Here is a 17,526-nt window from a genome sequence, read left to right as displayed (position 1 = left end):
GGCGGTCGGGACGCTCTCGGTCGGGCGCCACGGTGCCGAGTGGCCCCGGGTCCGCGGGCACGTGCGGTCGGGCCAGGTCCTCGCCCAGGGGTTCGCCGAGTCCTCCCCGGGGCCGCGGGCCGCGGAGACGGTGGCGGACGAGCGGTGGCCGCGGTCGGTGCGGCGCTGCCCGAAGCGGTTCACCGACCGTGCCGCGGGGGACGGGACCGGGGACGGGGACGGCGGCGGACGGACGCCGGTGCCGTGGTCACCCTGGAGGTGCCGGAGACGGACTCCTGGCCGTCGTGCGCCGTCCGCGGGGCCCGCGGCATCCCGCGGCGGGGAGCGGTGCCGGGCGCGGAGACGCAGGGGATGACGGCCGGCGGACCGGCGGCCCTGCCGGAGACGCTGAGCACGGTGCCGCCGGTGCGGGAGCGGCCGTGAGGGCCGGGGAGCGGCGCCGGGACCGCGGGCCTCGTTCCGCGGCCCCCCCGCGCCTCGCCGTCAGAACCCCGTGACCGGTTCCGACGGCAGCGAGGACAATGGCTCCGTGCGCTACCGCATCCTCGGCACCACGCAGGTACTCCGCCCCGACGGCACGGCCGTCCCGGTCGGCGGGGCGCGGCTGCGCGCGCTGCTGACCGTGCTCGCCCTCAGGGCCGGCCGCGCCGTGCCCGCGGGGCTGCTGGTGGAGGAGGTGTGGGGCGGCGACCTGCCCGCCGACGCGCCGGGTGCGCTGCAGGCGCTGGTCGGGCGGCTGCGCCGGACGCTCGGCGCGGACGCGGTCGCCTCGGCCGACGGAGGCTACCGGCTCACCGCCGCCCCCGACGACATCGACCTGCACCGCTTCGACCGGCTGGCCGGCGAGGGCACCCGCGCCCTCGCCGACGGCGACCCCGCCAAGGCGGCCGTCGTGCTCGACGACGCCCTCGGCCTGTGGCGTGCCCCCGCCCTCGCGGACCTGCCCGACCGCACCGCCGAGGCGGCCCGCTGGGAGACCCGGCACCTGGACGTCCTGCGCGCCCGCCACGCCGCCGCCCTGGACCTCGGACGGGCCGAGCACTCCCTGCCCGAGCTGACCGCGCTGTGCGACGGCCACCCCCTGGACGAGCCCTTGCAGGTCCTGCGGCTGCGCGCCCTGCGCGACACCGGCCGCACCGCCGAGGCGCTGGCCGCCTACGAGGACGTACGACGGCTGCTCGCGGACCGGCTCGGCACCGATCCGGGACCCGGACTGCGCTCCCTGCACCGTCAGTTGCTCGACCCCGCGACGCCCGCCCGCACGACCCCCACGCCTCCTGCGACGCCCGCCGCTCCCGCGGCGCCCGACACCCGCGGGACCCCCGCCGCTCCGTCCGCCTCCCGCCCCCGCGGCAACCTCCGCGCCCGGCTCACCTCCTTCGTCGGCCGGGACACCGACCTGGAGGCCCTGCGCGCCGACCTGGCGACCGCGCGTCTGGTCACCCTGCTCGGGCCCGGCGGCGCCGGAAAGACCCGGCTGTCGCTGGAGGCCGCCGAGGGTGCCGGGGACCCGGCGCGGGACGGCGCGTGGCTGGCCGAGCTCGCCCCCGTCGACGACCCCGGCGCCGTACCGGAGGCCGTGCTGACCGCCCTCGGCGCCCGCGAGACGGTGCTGTACGGCGCCGGCGCCGAGGAGATGCGGGCCGTCGCCGCCGCCGACCGGCAGGCCACCGCCGTCGAGCGCCTCGTCGAGCACTGCGGACGGCGCCGCATGCTGATCGTCCTCGACAACTGCGAGCACGTCGTCGACGCCGCCGCCCGCCTCGCCGAGGAACTGCTCGCCCGCTGCCCGAACCTGACCGTCCTCGCCACCAGCCGCGAACCCCTCGGCGTACCGGGGGAGTTGCTGCGCCCGGTGGAGCCGCTGCCCGAGCCGGCGGCGCTGCGGCTGCTCGCCGACCGGGGCGCCGCCGCCCGCCCCGGCTTCCGCACCGACGCCGACGAGGAGACCGCGGCCGCCTGCGCCGAGATCTGCCGCCGCCTCGACGGCCTGCCGCTGGCCATCGAACTGGCCGCCGCCCGGCTCCGCATGCTCACCCCGCGTCAGATCGCCGACCGCCTCGACGACCGCTTCCGCCTGCTCACCTCCGGCAGCCGCACCGTGCTGCCCCGCCAGCAGACCCTGCGCGCGGTCGTCGACTGGTCCTGGGACCTGCTCGACGAGGGGGAACGGGACGTGCTGCGGCGCCTGTCCGTCTTCGCGGGCGGCTGCGACCTCGCCGCCGCCGAGGCCGTGTGCGGGCCCGCCGCCCTGGAGGCGCTCGGCTCGCTCGTCGACAAGTCCCTGGTGGTGGCCGCGCCGTCGGCCGACGGCGAGATGCGCTACCGCCTCCTGGAGACCGTCGCCGAGTACGCGCGCGAGCGGCTCGACGAGGCCGGCGGACGGTTCGAGGCCGAGCGGGCCCACCTGACGCACTACCGCGAACTCGCCCGAACCACCGATCCGTTGCTGCGCGGCCCGGACCAGCTCGCCGCCATCGGGCGGCTGGAGCGGGAGTACGAGAACCTGCGCACCGCCCTGCGGCACGCCATCGCCGAGCGCGACGAGCAGGAGGCGCTGTGCCTGGTGCTGTCGCTGGCCTGGTACTGGCAGATGCGGGACCTGCGCATCGAGGCCCGCACCTGGTGCAGCGAGGTCATGGCCCTGGGCCCGGACCCGTTCACCGAGCCGGTCCGGCCCGCCGCCCCGGTGTGGGAGCGGTGCACGGCCGCGCCGCCGCCGATGACCGGCGAGGTGCTCGCCGAGGCCCGGCGGGGGGTGCACCTGGCCCACCTGGCGTGCATGGACACCGAGCTGGAGGCCTGGCAGACCCCGGCGGCGCAGGCCAAGCTGCGGACCATCGCCGCCACCTACGAGCCGGGCATGCCGCAGACCTGCCGCTCCCCGGGCATCCTCTGGTTCTACGCCGTGATGCTCACCGGCGACATGGAGCGGCTGCGCGACATCATGGACGCCACCGTGCGCACCTGCCGCGCGACCCCGGGGTACGAGTGGGAGCTGGCCGGCGGCCTCCAGATGCGCGCCAACTTCCTCGCCAACCGCAGCGACTGGGCGGGCGACGCGGCCCACGACGCCGACGAGGCGCTGGAGATCTACCGGCGCCTCGGCGACGCCTGGGGCACCGCCGAGGCGCTGTCCGCCCGCGCCGAGGCCCATGAGCGCCGGGGGGCCCACCTGCTCGCCGCCGCCGACTACGAGGCCGCCGCGGAGCACGCCGAACGCCTCGGCGCCCGTGCCCAGGTCGGGGTGCTCGGCGCCCGGCTCGGCAGCGCGCTGGTGGACTCCGGCGACCCGGACGCGGCCGAACGCGGCGAGCGCATCCTGCGCGGGGTGATCGAGGAGCAGGCCGGGGCCGCGCACAACGGCGCCCTGCCCGGCGCCCGGCTCTTCCTCGCCGGCCGGCTCGGCATGACCGGCCGGATCGCCGAGGCGCGCGAGCAGCTGAGGCTGCTGCGGGAGGACTTCTCCCTCTCCCATTTCGTCGTCTTCGACGCCTTCATCCTCGCCTCGGAGAGCTGGGTGGCCACGCTGGAGGGCCACCACGAGGAGTCCCTGGTGAAGATCCGCCAGGCGCTGGCCCGGGCCGAGGACCCGCTGTCCACGGCCATCGCCCCGCACATGGGCTCCGCCTACCTGACCATCGCCGCGATGGCGCTGGCCCGCGTCGACGGCGGACGCCGGGCCGGGGACGCCGCCCGGTGCCTCGGCGCCGCCGTCGCGATGATGCCGGCCAGTCACGTCACGACGGCCATGGAGCGGGACTGCCGGGAACGGGCCGCCGCGCGGGTCCGCGAGGTGCTCGACGAGGAGGCGTACGAGGCCGCGTACGCCGAGGGCGCCGGCCTCTCCGTGGAGGAGGCCGGCGCCCTCGTCTGACCGCGCGGTCAGGTCTTGGTGCGGAACCTGTGGACGGCGACCGGCGCCATCACCGCCGTGATCGCCACCGACCAGCCCAGCGTGATCCACAGGTCGTGCGCGACCGGGCCGCCCACCATCAGCCCGCGCGCCGCGTCGGCGAGCGTGGACAGCGGGTTGTAGTCGGTGAAGGCCTGCAGCCAGCCCGGCATCGACTGCGTCGGCGCGAAGATCGACGAGCCGAACTGCAGCGGGAACAGCACGATGAAGCCCATCGCCTGCACGGACTGCGCGTTCTTCAGGACCACGCCCAGGGTGAGGAACACCCACATGATCGACGAGGCGAACACCGCGGACAGGCCCACCGCCGCGAACAGACCGCCCCAGTGCTCGATGTCGAAGCCGACCAGGACGGCGACGATCATCAGCACCGTGGTGGCGAACAGCATCCGCGCCATCTCCACCGCGATCTTCGCGAGGAGCACCGAGCCGCGCCCGATCGGCAGGGACCGGAAGCGGTCCATGACCCCGGAGTTGAAGTCCTGGCTGAATCCGGTGCCGACGCCCTGGGAGAGCGTCATGCTCATCATCGCGATCATGCCGGGGATCACGTACTGCACGTAGCCGTCCTGGCCGCCGCCCAGGGCCTGGCCGATCGACCCGCCGAAGACGTACACGAACAGCAGGGTGAAGACGACCGGCATCAGCAGCGCGTCGAACATCGACTCCGGGTCCTGCCGGATCCACAGCAGGTTGCGGCGGACCAGGGCGCCGGTGTGCCGCAGGTGCCCGCGCAGCGGGATCCGGGCGTCGGGAGCGGGAGCGGTGGTGGCGCTCATACGGCGACCTCCTCGCGGGCGTCGGCGGGCACGGGGTCCTGCGGGGCACCGGCGCGGTGGCCGGTGAGGGACAGGAAGACCTCGTCCAGGCTGGGCAGTTCGGTGGTGACGGAGGCGACGGTGATGCCGCGCGCGGCGACCGCGCCGACCACGGCGGTCAGCTGCTCGTCGCTGAGGATCGGCACCAGGACGGCACCGCGCTCCGCGTCCACGGTGGAGTTCGCGAGCCCGGTGATGCCCAGCTCGTCCAGGTGGGAGGCGAGCGGGCGCAGCTGCAGCGGGTCGGCCGGGCGGACGCGCAGGGTCCGGCCCCCGACCCTGGCCTTCAGTTCCTCGATGCCGCCGTTCGCGATGACCTTGCCGCGGTCCACGACGGTCAGCTCGGAGGCCAGTTGCTCGGCCTCCTCCATGTACTGGGTGGTGAGCAGCACGGTGACGCCGTCGCCGACCATGCGCTTGACCTCGTCCCACACCTCGTTGCGGGTGCGCGGGTCCAGACCGGTGGTGGGCTCGTCCAGGTACAGCACGGCCGGGTGCCCGATCATGGAGGCGGCCAGGTCGAGGCGGCGCCGCATGCCGCCCGAGTAGGTGGCCGCGGGCCGCTTGGCGGCCTCGGTGAGCGAGAACCGCTCCAGCAGTTCGTCGGCCCGGGCGCGGGCGTCCCGGCGGGACAGGTCGAGCAGCCGGCCGATCAGGTAGAGGTTCTCCCAGCCGGGGAGCTTCTCGTCCACGGACGCGTACTGCCCGGTGAGACCGATCGCCCGCCGCAGCTGCCGCGGCTGCCGCACGACGTCGTAGCCGGCGACGTGCGCCCGGCCGGAGTCGGGCGTGACGAGGGTGGACAGGATGCGGACGAGGGTGGTCTTGCCGGCGCCGTTCGGCCCGAGCACACCCCTCACGGTGCCCTCGCGCACGTCGAGGTCGACGCCGTCCAGTGCCTTGGTCTCGCCGTAGTGCTTGACCAGCCCCCGCACGGTGACCGCGCTGCCCGCGGCCGGGGGGGTTCCGTCGATTCGCTTCATGCCGACGACGTTGTCAGCCCCCGCCGACAGACCACCGACATCCCGCCGACAGCCGCCCGGCACCACCGACATCCCGCCGACGGGGACCCCGGGCCGGCGGGGAGAAGCCCGCGGAGAACGACCGGCCCCGCCGACGGGGGAGGATCGGCGGGGCCGGTGTCGTACCGGGATGGCTCAGTGGACGGAGTGCTCCTCCTGCGGGAACGTTCCGCCGACGACGTCCTCGGCGAAGGCCTTCGCCGCGCCGCTCATGACCTCACGCAGGTTCGCGTACTGCTTGACGAACTTCGGCACCCGGCCGCCGGTCAGACCCAGCATGTCGGTCCACACCAGCACCTGGGCGTCCGTCCCCGGACCCGCGCCGATGCCGACGGTCGGGATGTGCAGCGTCCGGGTCACCTCGGCGGCCAGCTCGGCCGGCACCAGCTCCAGGACCACCGCGAAGGCGCCCGCGTCCTGCACGGCCTTGGCGTCCCGCAGCAGCTGCTGGGCCGCCTCCTCGCCGCGCCCCTGCACCCGGTAGCCCATGGCGTTCACCGACTGCGGGGTCAGCCCGATGTGCGCCATCACCGGGATCCCGGACTCCACCAGCAGCTCGATCTGCCGGTGCGAGCGCTCGCCGCCCTCCAGCTTGACGGCGCCGACCCCGGCCTCCTTCACCAGCCGGGTCGCCGAGCGCAGCGCCTGCACCGGGCCCTCCTGGTACGAGCCGAAGGGCAGGTCGCCCACGATCAGGGCGCGGCTGGTGCCGCGGACCACCGCGGCGGCCAGCAGGGTCATCTGGTCGAGCGTGACGGGCACGGTGGTGTCGTACCCGAGGTGACAGTTGCCCGCCGAGTCGCCGACGAGCATCACCGGGATGCCGGCCTCGTCGAAGACCGACGCGGTCATCGCGTCGTAGGCGGTGAGCATGGGCCACTTCTCGCCGCGCTCCTTGGCGGCGGCGATGTCGCGGACGGTGATGCGGCGGGTGCCCTTGCCCCCGTACAGCGCCTTGCTGCCGTCGGAGGGGGTCGACTTCGCAGTCGGGGCAGCCGAAAGCTGCGTCATTGCAACGGCTCCTAACACGTCATCTCGAGGCGCCCTGACGGCGTCCCCGGACCACGTCCATGGTGGCACCCCGGCCCGGCGGGGACCAGAGCACCCCCTGTGAGTTCCACCCCTCACCGGAGGCGGACGGCACGGTCACCGCGCACGGGGGAAGATCCCGGCAAAGGGAGTAACAATACGAGACGGTCCCGTATCGGAAATCACAGGCTGGTCCGCATGACCACTCCTGCCGCCCCCGCCCGCCGGGTCCCGGACGCCGTGCACCGGCGTCGCTGGGCGATCCTCGGCGTCCTGATGACGAGCCTGCTGGTCGTCGTCCTGGACAACTCGATCCTGAACATCGCCCTCAAGACGATCTCCACCCCCGCCCCCACCGGCCTGGGTGCCACGCAGAGCGAGCTGGAGTGGGCGGTCAACGCCTACACGCTCGTCTTCGCCGGCCTGCTGTTCACCGCGGGCCTGCTGGGTGACCGGCTCGGCCGCAAGAAGGTGCTGATCGGCGGTCTCGCCGTGTTCGGCGCCGGCTCGGCGCTCGCCGCGTTCTCCGGCTCCCCGGCCGAGCTGATCGGCTACCGCGCGGTGATGGGCCTGGGCGCCGCGTTCGTCATGCCGGCCACCCTGGCCGTCCTGATGAACGTCTTCGAACGCGACGAGCAGCCCAAGGCCATCGGCATCTGGACCGGCGGCGTGGGGGTCGCCATCGCCCTCGGCCCGATCACCGGCGGCGCGCTGCTGGAGCACTTCTGGTGGGGCTCGGTCTTCCTCGTCAACGTGCCCGTCGTGCTGCTCGTCGTCGCCCTGCTGCTGTGGCTGGTGCCCGACTCCCGCGACCCGGCCCCCGGCCGGATCGACCCCGCCGGCGTCGTCCTGTCCGTGACCGGACTGGTCCTGCTGGTCTACGGCGTCATCAGGGCCGGCCGGCTCGCCGACTTCACCGACCCCACGGCGCTGGCGGCCATCGGCGCCGGCCTCGTCGTGCTCGCCGTCTTCGTCGTGGTCGAGAAGCGCAGCGACCACCCGTCCGTCGACGTCACGTACTTCGGGAACAGGGTCTTCTCCGCCGCGATCGCCGCGACCGCACTGGTCTTCTTCGCCCTGATGGGCGTGACGTTCTTCTCCGTCTTCTACCTCCAGAGCGTGCGCGGCCACGCGCCGCTGCAGACCGGTCTGCTGCTGCTGCCGATGGCCGCCGCCCAGATGATCTTCGCCCCGCGGACCCGGCTGCTGGTGGACCGCTTCGGCCACCGCGCCACCACCACCGGGGGCCTGGTGCTGCTCGCGGCGACCCTGGCCGCGTTCGCCCTGCTGGACGCGGACACGCCGCTGTGGTTCTTCGCCCTCGTCCTCTTCCTGATGGGCGTCGGCACGACCCACGTCATGACCCCGGTCAACGTCGTCGTCATGCAGACCCTGCCCCGCGAGAAGGCCGGCTCGGCCTCCGCGCTCAGCAACACCTTCCGCCAGGTCGGCGGCGCCCTCGGGGTCGCCGTGCTCGGCTCGGTGCTGTCCGCCGCCTACCGCACCGACGTCGAGGACGAGCTCGCTCCGCTGCCGGCCGGCGCACGCCACGCCGCCGGCGAGTCCATCGAGGCCACCCTGGCCGCGGCGGACCGGCTGGGCGCGCGCGGCGAGGCCCTGGTCACCGCGGCCGACGCCGCGTTCCTGCACGCGATGCACGTCACGGCCCTGTGCGGAGCGGGCATCGCGGTCGTCGGCGCGGTCGTCACCGCCCTGTTCCTGCCGGGCCGCACCCCGGCGGCCGACGGGAAGGAGCGGGACCGGGAACTGGTGCGGGCAGCGGACCGGTGACCCCTCCCCGGTGGGCCGCCCGCACCGCGCACCGGGGAGGAACACCCCGGTCCGCGAAGGGAGGCGGTGACGTGAGCCCGGCCGGCACCGGTCCCCGGCAGGGCGGCCCCGCGCGGGGCCGCCCCCGCAGCGAGGCCGTCGAACGCGCCGTCGTCGAGGGCGTGATGGAGCTCCTGGAGGACGGCGTGCCCCTCGCGGAGCTCTCCATCGAGCGCATCGCCCGCACCGTCGGCGTCGGCAAGGCCACCATCTACCGCCGCTGGAGCGGCAAGGAGGAACTCTTCGTCGACGTGGTGCGCGCCGCCGAGCCCCCGGACCCCGAACTCCCCGGCACCTCCCTGCGCGACGACCTGGTCGTCCTGCTGGAGTCCCTGCGCCGGCGCGGCCTGGCCAACAGGGCGTCGGCGATCCTGCACAACGTGCACGCCCAGATGAAGAGCAGCCCGAGGATCTGGGCCGCCTACCACGACACCGTCGTCCTGCCGCGCCGCAGACTCGGCCTGGAGGTACTGCGCCGGGGCCGGGAGAACGGCGAACTGCGCGCCGACGTCGACATGGAACTGCTCAACGACATCATCGTCGGCCCCCTCCTCGTCCGCACCGTGCTGCGCCCCGACGCCGACCTGCCGGAGGGCCTCGCCGAACAGGTCGTCGACACCCTCCTCCAGGGCCTACGCCCCGTCAGCCGGCACGCGTGAGACCGGGATCGGCGGCCGCCCCGATGTGCGCGTTTCGTCACAGAGGGCGCTTTCCGCACCCCGGCCCGGAACTCCGCGGGCGACCCCGCACGTCCTCGCCCCCGTACGGCCGCCGACGGGCGGCAGGAAAGGGACCGATCATCCCCTAGGGTCGTACGGACACGGGGAGACGGTGTGCACGGCAGGTTGTGAGGCGACGGTATGGCGCAGCAGGCGTACATGACGGAGACGGACACCGGCGGCCCGGGGCCCGAGCGCCGGCCGACCCGGCTTCAGCGCCTGATCGACCGTCTGGCCAGGGGCTGGCGCGGCGACCGCCGCATCTGGCGCCGGGGCCTGGTCCTGGCCGCGTGCGCGGCCCTGCTGTCCCTGGTCATGGTGGCCCACGCCCACATCCCGAACCGGGTGGGCAACCTGGGCAGCCTGGTCGAGACGTTCCTGCCCTGGCTGGGCCTGTTCGTCCCGCTCCTCCTCCTGCTGGCCCTGCTCCGCAGGTCGGCGACGGCACTGATCGCGGTGGTCCTGCCCGCGGTGGTCTGGCTGAACCTCTTCGGCGGACTGCTCACCGACAAGACCGCCGCCGGCGGCGACCTCACGGTGGCCACGCACAACGTCAACGCCCAGAACCCGGACCCGTCCGGCACCGCCCGCGACGTGGCCGCCTCGGGCGCTGACGTCCTGGCCCTGGAGGAGCTGAGGGCCTCGGAGGTCCCCACGTACGAGAAGGCGCTGGCGCCGACGTACAAGTACCACGCGGTGGTCGGCACGGTCGGCCTGTGGAGCAAGTACCCGCTGAGCGACGTGGAGGCGGTCGACATCCGCCTCGGCTGGAAGCGCGCGATGCGCGCCACGGTGACGGCCCCCGCGGGACAGGTCGCGGTCTACGTCGCCCACCTCCCCTCGGTCCGGGTGAAGCTGGAGGCCGGCTTCACGGCCCGCCAGCGCGACAAGAGCGCGAACGCCCTGGGCGAGGCCATCGCCGCGGAACCCCTGGAGAACGTCGTCCTGCTCGGCGACCTGAACGGCACGATGAACGACCGCGCCCTGAACGCCGTCACCTCCCAGATGCGCTCCACGCAGGGCGCCGTGGGCAGCGGGTTCGGCTTCAGCTGGCCGGCCTCGTTCCCGATGGCGCGGATCGACCAGATCATGGTCAAGGGCGCCGAGCCGGAGAGCTCGTGGACCCTCCCGGCGACGGCCAGCGACCACCTCCCCATCGCGGCCCGTGTGAAGGTCACCACACCGGAGGGCTGAAACCCCAGGTCAACGCCTGTCGAACCACTCCCGGCAACCCGCGTGTCACCCAACGGAATACCGAGCCTGAGAGACTTTGTTCCGCCTGTGAACATAACGAGTCTCCCGAAAGGTCCGCTCCTTCATGCCCCTGGCCCTGCTCGCCCTTGCCGTGGGTGCCTTCGGCATCGGTACCACCGAGTTCGTGATGATGGGGCTGCTCCCCGACGTCGCGGACGACCTGGGCGTCTCCGTCCCCAGCGCGGGCCACCTGGTCTCCGCCTACGCCCTGGGCGTGGTCGTCGGCGCCCCCCTGCTCGCCGCGGCCACCGCACGCCTGCCCCGCCGCACGGTGCTGATCGCCCTGATGGCCCTGTTCGTCGTGGGCAACGCCCTCTCGGCCCTCGCACCCGACCACACCTGGCTGCTGGCCGCCCGCTTCCTCAGCGGCCTCCCGCACGGCGCCTTCTTCGGCGTGGGAGCGGTGGTGGCCACGACCATGGCGACCCCGGAGCGCAGGGCCCGCTCGGTCTCCCTGATGTTCCTCGGCCTGACCACGGCGAACGTGGCGGGTGTCCCCGCGGCCACCCTGATGGGCCAGAACTTCGGCTGGCGGGCGACGTTCCTGGCGGTCAGCGCCATCGGCGTGGCGGCGATCGTGTCCCTGGCGCTGCTGATCCCGAGGACCGGCACCGCCGCCCCGCGGTCCGCCCTGCGCGGTGAGCTGGCCGCCCTGCGCTCCCTCCACGTCTGGCTGGCCCTCGGCACGACGGTCGCGGGCTTCGGCGCGCTCTTCGCGGCGTACAGCTACATCACGCCGATGCTGACGGACTCCGCCGGTTACGCCGACGCGAGCGTGACGCTGCTGCTGGCCCTGTTCGGGGTGGGCGCGACGATCGGCAACCTCCTGGGCGGCCGGCTGGCCGACCACTCCCTGCGCGCCACCCTCTTCGGCGGCCTGGTCTCGCTGACGGCGATCCTGGCCCTCTTCCCCGTCCTGATGCGCACGGAGCCCACCGCGGCGCTGGCGGTGATCCTGCTCGGCACGGCGGCCTTCGTCACCGGCTCGCCCCTCCAGCTGATGGTCATGGAGAAGGCCGCGGCGGCCCCCTCCCTGGCCTCCTCGGCCAACCAGGCGGCCTTCAACCTGGCGAACGCCGGCGGCGCGTGGATCGGCGGCCTGGCCCTGTCCGCCGGCTTCGGCACGACGTCCCCCGCCGCCGCGGGGGCGCTGCTCTCGGCGTTCGGCATCGGGGTGGCGTCGGTCGCCTACGCGGTGGACCGCCGGACGGGAGCGGGGAGCGCCCGCGAACGGGTCGTCGCGGGCGGCGTGCCCCGGCAGGCGGAGGCGCTGGACGGGGTGGGCGGCGCCTGACCGGTGCCCCTTCCGAGCTCCTCGAGCCGGGGCCCGGCCCGCGGTGAGCGGCGGCCGCGCGCCGTCAGCACGTGAAGGCGGCCGTGGGCGCGGGCCGGCCGCCCGCGGCGGGAAGGGGACGGGGCGGGGGTGTCCGCCCGCAGCGGCCGGCGCGTCGGCACCGGCACCCCCGCCGAGTCACCGATCCCGCGCCGGACCGGGGACGGACACCCCCGACGCGGCCCCGACCCACGACGCACCACAGGCGCCGCGGGCACCCCCCACCGGGGCCGCGGCTGCGCCGCAGGCCTCGGACGCGCGCCCCCACCGGGACCGCACCCGCTCAGCCCGCCGCGGGCGCACGCAACCGCACCCGCTCAGCCCGCCGCGGGCGCCTGCTCCCGCCACCCGTTGGTGATCGGCAGCCGCCGGTCCTTCCCGAACCCCTTCGGCGAGATCTTCGTCCCCGGCGGATACTGCCGCCGCTTGTACTCCGCCCGGTCCACCATCCGCAGCGTCCTCGTCACGAGCTCCCGGTCGAACCCGGCCGCGACGATCTCGTCCGCCCCCCGGTCCCGGTCCACGTACAGCTCCAGGATCGCGTCCAGCACCGGGTAGTCCGGCAGCGAGTCCGTGTCGACCTGCCCCGGCCGCAGCTCGGCGCTCGGCGGCTTGCTGATCGAGTTCTCCGGGATCGGCGGCGTCTGCCCCCGCTCCACCGCCGCCCGGTTCCGCCACTTCGCGAGCCGGAACACCGACGTCTTGTACACGTCCTTGATGGGCCCGTACGCCCCCACGGAGTCCCCGTACAGCGTCGAGTACCCCACCGCCAGCTCCGACTTGTTCCCCGGCGCCAGCACGATGTGGCCCTCCTGGTTGGAGATCGCCATCAGCAGCGTCCCCCGCAGCCGGGACTGCAGGTTCTCCTCCGCGAGCCCCGTCAGCCCCAGCGCCCCCATGTACGCGTCGAACATCGGCTCGATGGCCACCGTCCGGTAGTTCAGTCCCGTCCGCCGCGCCAGCTCCGCCGCGTCGTCCCTCGAGTGCTCGGAGGAGTACTTCGACGGCATCGACACGCCGTACACGTTCTCCGCCCCCACCGCGTCACACGCGATCGCGGCCACCAGCGCCGAGTCGATGCCCCCGGACAGCCCGATCAGCACGGACCGGAACCCGTTCTTGGTGACGTACGCCCGGAGCCCGACGACCAGCGCGGAGTACACCTCCTCGTCGTCGTCGAGCCGCTCCGCGTACCCGCCGCCCAGCTCCGGCTCGTACGCGGGCAGCGGCGTCTCGGACAGCACGACCCGGTCGATCCGCAACCCGTCGTCGACGACCCCCGTCGGCGCGTCCGCGGCCGCCGCGGGCAGGTCGAGGTCGACCACGACGCACCCCTCGGTGAACTGCGGCGCACGCGTCACGACCTCGCCGTCGCGGTCGACGACGATCGAGTCCCCGTCGAAGACGAGGTCGTCCTGCCCGCCCGTCATCGCGAGGTAGGCGGTCGTGCACCCGGCCTCCTGCGCCCGCTTGCGCACGAGTTCCAGCCGGGTGTCGTCCTTCTCGCGCTCGTACGGCGAGGCGTTGACCGACAGCAGCAGCCCGGCCCCGGCGGACCGGGCCGCGGGCACCCGCCCCCCGTCCTGCCACAGGTCCTCGCAGATGGCGAGGGCGACGTCGACCCCGTGCACCCGCACCACCGGCATGGTGTCGCCCGGCACGAAGTACCGGTACTCGTCGAAGACCCCGTAGTTCGGCAGGTGGTGCTTGGCGAAGCTCAGCGCGACCTCGCCGCCGTACAGCACGGCGGCGGCGTTCTGCGGCGCTCCCGCGGGCTGTCCGTACTTCGGCTGGGCGGTCGCGCTGCGGTCGAGGTAGCCGACGACCACCGGAAGCTCCCCGAAGCCCTCCTCGGCGAGCCGAGAGGCGAGCGAGCGCAGGGTCGCGCGGGAGGCCTCCACGAAGGACGACCTGAGGGCGAGGTCCTCGACGGGGTACCCGGTCAGCACCATCTCCGGGAACGCCACCAGATGGGCTCCCTGCTCGGCGGAGTGCCGGGTCCAGCGGACGATCGTTTCGGCGTTGCCGGCGAGGTCACCGACGCGCGAGTCGATCTGATTCAGGGCGAGGCGAAGTTGAGGCACGGGCCCAGTGTAATCGTCAAAGCGACACGATGTCCTGGAGCCCCGGAGGGACCCCGGGAGGAGCCCCGGACGGGCCTAGGGACGGGGCGCCGCCCCCCGCTCCCTCAGCATCCCCGCCATCAGCTCGATCTCCGACTGCTGCGCCTCCACCATGCCCCGGGCGAGCCGCTTCTCCACCCGGACCTCGCACCTGCTGACACACCCCTGCGCCATGTGGACCCCGCCCTCGTGGTGGTCCGTCATGAGCTGGAGGTAGAAGACCTCCGCCTGCTTCCCGCTCAGGCTCCCCAGCCGCTCCATCTCGGCGTTGGTGGCCATCCCCGGCATCAACGCCCCGTCCCGGTCCTTGCCGGAGGCCGCGTCCCCCATGCCCATCCACGTCATCGGGGGATCGGCGGACACCTTCGGCAGCTCCCACAGGTCGAGCCAGCCCAGCATCATGCCCCGCTGGTTGGCCTGCGTCTGGGCGATGTCGTAGGCGAGCCGCCGGACCTCCTCGTCGTCCGTCCGGTCCCGGACGATGTACGACATCTCGACGGCCTGCTGGTGGTGCACGGCCATGTCCCGGGCGAACCCGGCGTCCGCGGAGTCGGCGGAGGGGGTCCGGTCCGCCGACTCGTCCCCGGCGACCGCGTAGCTGATCGCACCGGCCGCGGCGAGCACCAGCGCCGCGGCCCCCGCGATCAGCCCGGCCTGCCTCACCCGCTCAGCCCGTTGGTGCAGGCGGCGCCCGGTTCGGGCGTCTGCTCGCCCTGGACGAACTTCTCGAGGAACGCGTCGACGGCGGGGTCGTCCGCGCCGGTCACCGTGCGCTGGTGGCCCCAGGCCGTGAGCATGATCGGGTCCTTCTGGCCGTCGACCGGGCTCATCAGGGTGTACGGCGTCTTCTTCACCTTCGCCGCGAGCGCGTCGACCTCCGCCTCGTCGGCCCGGTCGTTGTACGTCACCCACACCGCGCCGTGCTCCAGCGAGTGGACGGCGTTGGTGTGGTCGATCTCGTCGGTGTAGACGTCCCCGTTGCAGTTCATCCAGACCGGGTTGTGGTCACCGCCGACCGGGGGCGCGACCGGGTACTTCACCGACTTGGTGACGTGGTTGCGGCCCAGCTCCCCCTCCCACTTCCGCACGCCGTCCTTGTCCGTGACGAAGCGGCCGGCGGTCTTCGCGTCGCCCGCCGTGCCGCCGCCGTCGTCCGACTGCGACCGGACCAGGACCACACCGCCGCCGACGAGCCCGGCGACGACCACCACGCTGGCGGCGATGACGAGGATCCGGTTGCGGCGCTCGCGAGCCTGCTCTGCGCGCCGCATCTCCTCTATGCGCGCCGTGCGTGCCGCGCTGCTCTTCTTGGCGGAGCCCATGGGGAGTGCCCTTCGGGGATGGTGGGACGAACGGGTGAGCTGATCGTAATGGGGGAGACGGGGCGAGTCGTAGGGGACGACGGGAATGACCGGATGTGGATCCGGCCGGACTCCGTGAAGGTCCGGCCGGATAATTTGAAGCCAGGATGCCGATTACCTACGCTGCCCGGTATGCGGCTGCTGCGCTCCACCGACCTGGCCCTGCGGGTCCTCATGCGCCTCGCCGTGGCCGGTGGCACCAACCCCACGACGCGTGACGTCGCGGCGGCCATGGACGTGCCGTACACCCACGCCGCGAAGGTCGTCGCCGAACTCCAGCACAGGGGGCTGCTCACCGCCCGGCGCGGCCGTGGCGGCGGCCTGGCCCTCACGGAGAAGGGGCGGGGGGCCTCCGTGGGCGGCCTGGTCCGCGCCTTCGAGGGCGAGGACGACGTCGTCGACTGCGAGGGCGGCTCCACCACCGCCCCCTGCCCCCTGCGCTCGGACTGCCGCCTGCGCGGCGCCCTGCGCCGGGCCCAGGAGGCGTTCTTCGCCTCGCTGGACCCGATCACGGTGGCGGACATCGCCGCGGACCCGACGGGCCCGCTCCTGCTCGGCATCCCGCGCATCCGCTAGCGCCCGGCCCTGCCCGGATGCGGCCCGGTCCTGCCCGGCCCGGCGGACGCCCCCCGTCCGCCCGGCCCGGCCCGGCCCCGCGCCGCCCGTCGGCGGCCGCCCGCGGCTCCCGGCGCCGCCCTTCCGCTCACTTGGCCAGCCACAGGTCGGGACCGAACACCTCGTAGTGGATGTCGGCCGGCGCCACGCCCTTGCCGATCAGCTGCTCGCGCACCGTCCGCATGAACGGCAGCGGGCCGCACAGGTACGCGTGCGTGCCCGGTGCGACCGGCACGTCCGTGAGGTCGACGTAGCCGGTGCCGGCGCCCTCGGGGGCGTCCTGCTCGTACCAGAAGCGCACGGTCGGGTCCGGCAGCTTGGCCGCGTACGCCTCGTGGTCCGCGCGCAGGGCGTGGTCGGCGGGGGAGCGGTCGCCGTGCACGACGGTGACCGGGGCGCGGTGCCCGGCGTCGGCGAGGTCCGCCAGCATCGCGATGATCGGGGTCACGCCGATCCCGGCGGAGGCCAGCAGCAGGGGGGTGTCCGCGTCGGCGTCGACGACCAGGTCGCCGTAGGCCTCGGACAGTTCCAGGACGTCACCGACCCGCACGCGCGCGTGCAGGTGGCCGGACACCTCGCCCTCGGGCGCCGAGTCGTCCCGCACCCGCTTGACGCTGAACTGCCGCACGTCCGGGCCGGGCGCCCCGGAGAGGCTGTACTGCCGTATCTGCCGGGCGCCGTCCTCGAGGGCGACGCGGACGGAGACGTACTGCCCCGCGCGGAAGCCGCGCACCGGGCCGCCGTCGACCGGGCGCAGCCGGAAGGTCACCACGTCGGCGGTCTCGGTGATCCGCTCGACGACCTCCCAGGACCGCCACTCGCGCCCGCCGCGCTCCTCGTACAGCCGCTTCTCGACGGCGATCAGGGCGTTCGCCATCAGCCAGTAGACCTCGTCCCAGGCGGCGGCGACCTCGGGGGTGACGGCCTCGCCCAGGACGCCGGCGACGGCGGCGAACAGGTGCTCGTGGACGATCGCGTACTGGTCCGGGGCGATGCCGAGGGAGGCGTGCTTGTGGGCGATGCGCTCCAGCATCGCGTCGGGCCGCTGGTCCGGGTGGTCCAGCAGGTGCGTGGCGAAGGCGGCGATGGATCCCGCGAGGGCCCGGCGCTGGGTGCCGGCGGCCTGGTTGCCGCGGTTGAACAGGTCGCGCAGCAGTTCGGGGCGGGCGGCGAACATCCCGGCGTAGAAGCGCTCGGTGATCTCGTCGAGGGACGCGCCGACGGCGGGAAGGGTGGCGCGGACGGTGGCGGCGGACTGCTCGGACAGCATCGGGTCTCCTCGTCGCTCGGATGCCTGCGCCCTCATTAAAACTTGCATCTGATACTCCAATTAAGGCGGGGGCGGGTGACGAAGCGCACAGGACCGGCCGCTGTCACCGATGCCGGTCCGAGCGGGCAAGATGGGCGGCAGAGCGGTACACCTGTCGTGCGCGAGGCGTTCAGGCCGCGGCCGGTCGGCCGATCGAGGTCGGCAACGCGTATGAAACGCTGGTGTGGTGGGATGCT

14 protein-coding genes are annotated in these 17,526 nt (G+C 74.1%); 7 read left to right on the top strand and 7 right to left on the bottom strand.

The features are described from left to right. Nucleotides 1-243 precede the first annotated feature (243 nt). Nucleotides 244-423 carry a hypothetical protein gene (locus FHS37_RS02450; protein ID WP_184817327.1) on the top strand — a complete coding sequence of 60 codons (180 nt, stop codon included), beginning with the start codon at nt 244-246 and terminating at the stop codon, nt 421-423. A gap of 106 nt (nt 424-529) precedes the next feature. Next, nucleotides 530-3,877 (top strand): AfsR/SARP family transcriptional regulator, encoded by a 3,348-nt coding sequence (locus tag FHS37_RS02445; protein WP_229889709.1) that lies wholly within the window; start codon nt 530-532, stop codon nt 3,875-3,877. Between the two features lie 8 nt (nt 3,878-3,885). Here FHS37_RS02445 and FHS37_RS02440 read toward each other — a convergent pair whose 3' ends face one another. The 3 genes from FHS37_RS02440 to panB all read right to left on the bottom strand — a co-directional run bounded on the left by FHS37_RS02440 (nt 3,886) and on the right by panB (nt 6,767). Next, nucleotides 3,886-4,695 (bottom strand): ABC transporter permease, encoded by an 810-nt coding sequence (locus tag FHS37_RS02440; RefSeq protein ID WP_184817325.1) that lies wholly within the window; start codon nt 4,693-4,695, stop codon nt 3,886-3,888. Continuing rightward, the gene (locus FHS37_RS02435) at nt 4,692-5,717 is read right to left on the bottom strand and encodes an ATP-binding cassette domain-containing protein (protein WP_184817324.1); all 1,026 of its coding nucleotides are present in this window, start codon (nt 5,715-5,717) and stop codon (nt 4,692-4,694) included. Before FHS37_RS02435 ends, FHS37_RS02440 begins: the two co-directional genes overlap by 4 nt. 174 nt (nt 5,718-5,891) lie before the next feature. Next, entirely contained in the window at nt 5,892-6,767 is an 876-nt protein-coding gene (gene panB, locus FHS37_RS02430; protein ID WP_184817323.1) for a 3-methyl-2-oxobutanoate hydroxymethyltransferase, read from the bottom strand. Between the two features lie 216 nt (nt 6,768-6,983). On the opposite strand from panB, the gene FHS37_RS02425 reads away from it, so the two are divergent. The 4 genes from FHS37_RS02425 (at nt 6,984) to FHS37_RS02410 (ending at nt 11,882) form a co-directional block, all read left to right on the top strand. Next, nucleotides 6,984-8,576: an MFS transporter gene (locus tag FHS37_RS02425; protein ID WP_184817322.1), complete on the top strand. Its 1,593-nt coding sequence runs from the start codon at nt 6,984-6,986 to the stop codon at nt 8,574-8,576. A 71-nt stretch (nt 8,577-8,647) separates the two neighbouring features. Beyond that, on the top strand, nt 8,648-9,274 hold the full coding sequence (locus FHS37_RS02420) for a TetR/AcrR family transcriptional regulator (RefSeq protein WP_184817321.1): 627 nt from the start codon (nt 8,648-8,650) through the stop codon (nt 9,272-9,274). 201 nt (nt 9,275-9,475) lie between these two features. Further along, on the top strand, nt 9,476-10,528 hold the full coding sequence (locus FHS37_RS02415) for an endonuclease/exonuclease/phosphatase family protein (RefSeq protein ID WP_184817320.1): 1,053 nt from the start codon (nt 9,476-9,478) through the stop codon (nt 10,526-10,528). 124 nt (nt 10,529-10,652) lie between these two features. Beyond that, a complete protein-coding gene (locus FHS37_RS02410) occupies nt 10,653-11,882 on the top strand; it encodes an MFS transporter (RefSeq protein ID WP_184817319.1) in 1,230 nt (409 codons plus the stop codon). Nucleotides 11,883-12,238: 356 nt separating this feature from the next. Here FHS37_RS02410 and FHS37_RS02405 read toward each other — a convergent pair whose 3' ends face one another. The 3 genes from FHS37_RS02405 to FHS37_RS02395 all read right to left on the bottom strand — a co-directional run bounded on the left by FHS37_RS02405 (nt 12,239) and on the right by FHS37_RS02395 (nt 15,366). Continuing rightward, nucleotides 12,239-14,005, bottom strand: coding sequence for an NAD+ synthase (locus FHS37_RS02405; RefSeq protein ID WP_184817318.1), 1,767 nt, complete (start codon nt 14,003-14,005; stop codon nt 12,239-12,241). 75 nt (nt 14,006-14,080) lie between these two features. After that, a complete protein-coding gene (locus FHS37_RS02400) occupies nt 14,081-14,707 on the bottom strand; it encodes a DUF305 domain-containing protein (protein WP_184817317.1) in 627 nt (208 codons plus the stop codon). Then, nucleotides 14,704-15,366 carry a thioredoxin-like domain-containing protein gene (locus tag FHS37_RS02395; RefSeq protein ID WP_184817316.1) on the bottom strand — a complete coding sequence of 221 codons (663 nt, stop codon included), beginning with the start codon at nt 15,364-15,366 and terminating at the stop codon, nt 14,704-14,706. Before FHS37_RS02395 ends, FHS37_RS02400 begins: the two co-directional genes overlap by 4 nt. Before the next feature lie 171 nt (nt 15,367-15,537). On the opposite strand from FHS37_RS02395, the gene FHS37_RS02390 reads away from it, so the two are divergent. Further along, nucleotides 15,538-15,981 carry an RrF2 family transcriptional regulator gene (locus FHS37_RS02390; protein WP_184817315.1) on the top strand — a complete coding sequence of 148 codons (444 nt, stop codon included), beginning with the start codon at nt 15,538-15,540 and terminating at the stop codon, nt 15,979-15,981. Nucleotides 15,982-16,108: 127 nt separating this feature from the next. Here FHS37_RS02390 and FHS37_RS02385 read toward each other — a convergent pair whose 3' ends face one another. Beyond that, a complete protein-coding gene (locus tag FHS37_RS02385; protein ID WP_184817314.1) occupies nt 16,109-17,290 on the bottom strand; it encodes a globin domain-containing protein in 1,182 nt (393 codons plus the stop codon). Nucleotides 17,291-17,526: the final 236 nt, after the last annotated feature.

The sequence above is a fragment of the Streptomyces griseomycini genome, assembly GCF_014203535.1.
In the GTDB taxonomy this organism is placed as follows: domain Bacteria; phylum Actinomycetota; class Actinomycetes; order Streptomycetales; family Streptomycetaceae; genus Streptomyces; species Streptomyces griseomycini.
Note: the sequence above shows the minus strand (reverse complement) of the source record. Positions and strands in the feature narration are given on the sequence as shown.

What these genes read in the sequence shown, in the direction of transcription:
- FHS37_RS02440 (WP_184817325.1), bottom strand. Translation starts at nt 4,695, where the DNA reads ATGAGCGCCACCACCGCTCCCGCTCCCGACGCCCGGATCCCGCTGCGC.
- FHS37_RS02435 (WP_184817324.1), bottom strand. Translation starts at nt 5,717, where the DNA reads ATGAAGCGAATCGACGGAACCCCCCCGGCCGCGGGCAGCGCGGTCACC.
- panB (WP_184817323.1), bottom strand. Translation starts at nt 6,767, where the DNA reads ATGACGCAGCTTTCGGCTGCCCCGACTGCGAAGTCGACCCCCTCCGAC.
- FHS37_RS02425 (WP_184817322.1), top strand. Translation starts at nt 6,984, where the DNA reads ATGACCACTCCTGCCGCCCCCGCCCGCCGGGTCCCGGACGCCGTGCAC.
- FHS37_RS02415 (WP_184817320.1), top strand. Translation starts at nt 9,476, where the DNA reads ATGGCGCAGCAGGCGTACATGACGGAGACGGACACCGGCGGCCCGGGG.
- FHS37_RS02410 (WP_184817319.1), top strand. Translation starts at nt 10,653, where the DNA reads ATGCCCCTGGCCCTGCTCGCCCTTGCCGTGGGTGCCTTCGGCATCGGT.
- FHS37_RS02395 (WP_184817316.1), bottom strand. Translation starts at nt 15,366, where the DNA reads ATGGGCTCCGCCAAGAAGAGCAGCGCGGCACGCACGGCGCGCATAGAG.
- FHS37_RS02390 (WP_184817315.1), top strand. Translation starts at nt 15,538, where the DNA reads ATGCGGCTGCTGCGCTCCACCGACCTGGCCCTGCGGGTCCTCATGCGC.
- FHS37_RS02385 (WP_184817314.1), bottom strand. Translation starts at nt 17,290, where the DNA reads ATGCTGTCCGAGCAGTCCGCCGCCACCGTCCGCGCCACCCTTCCCGCC.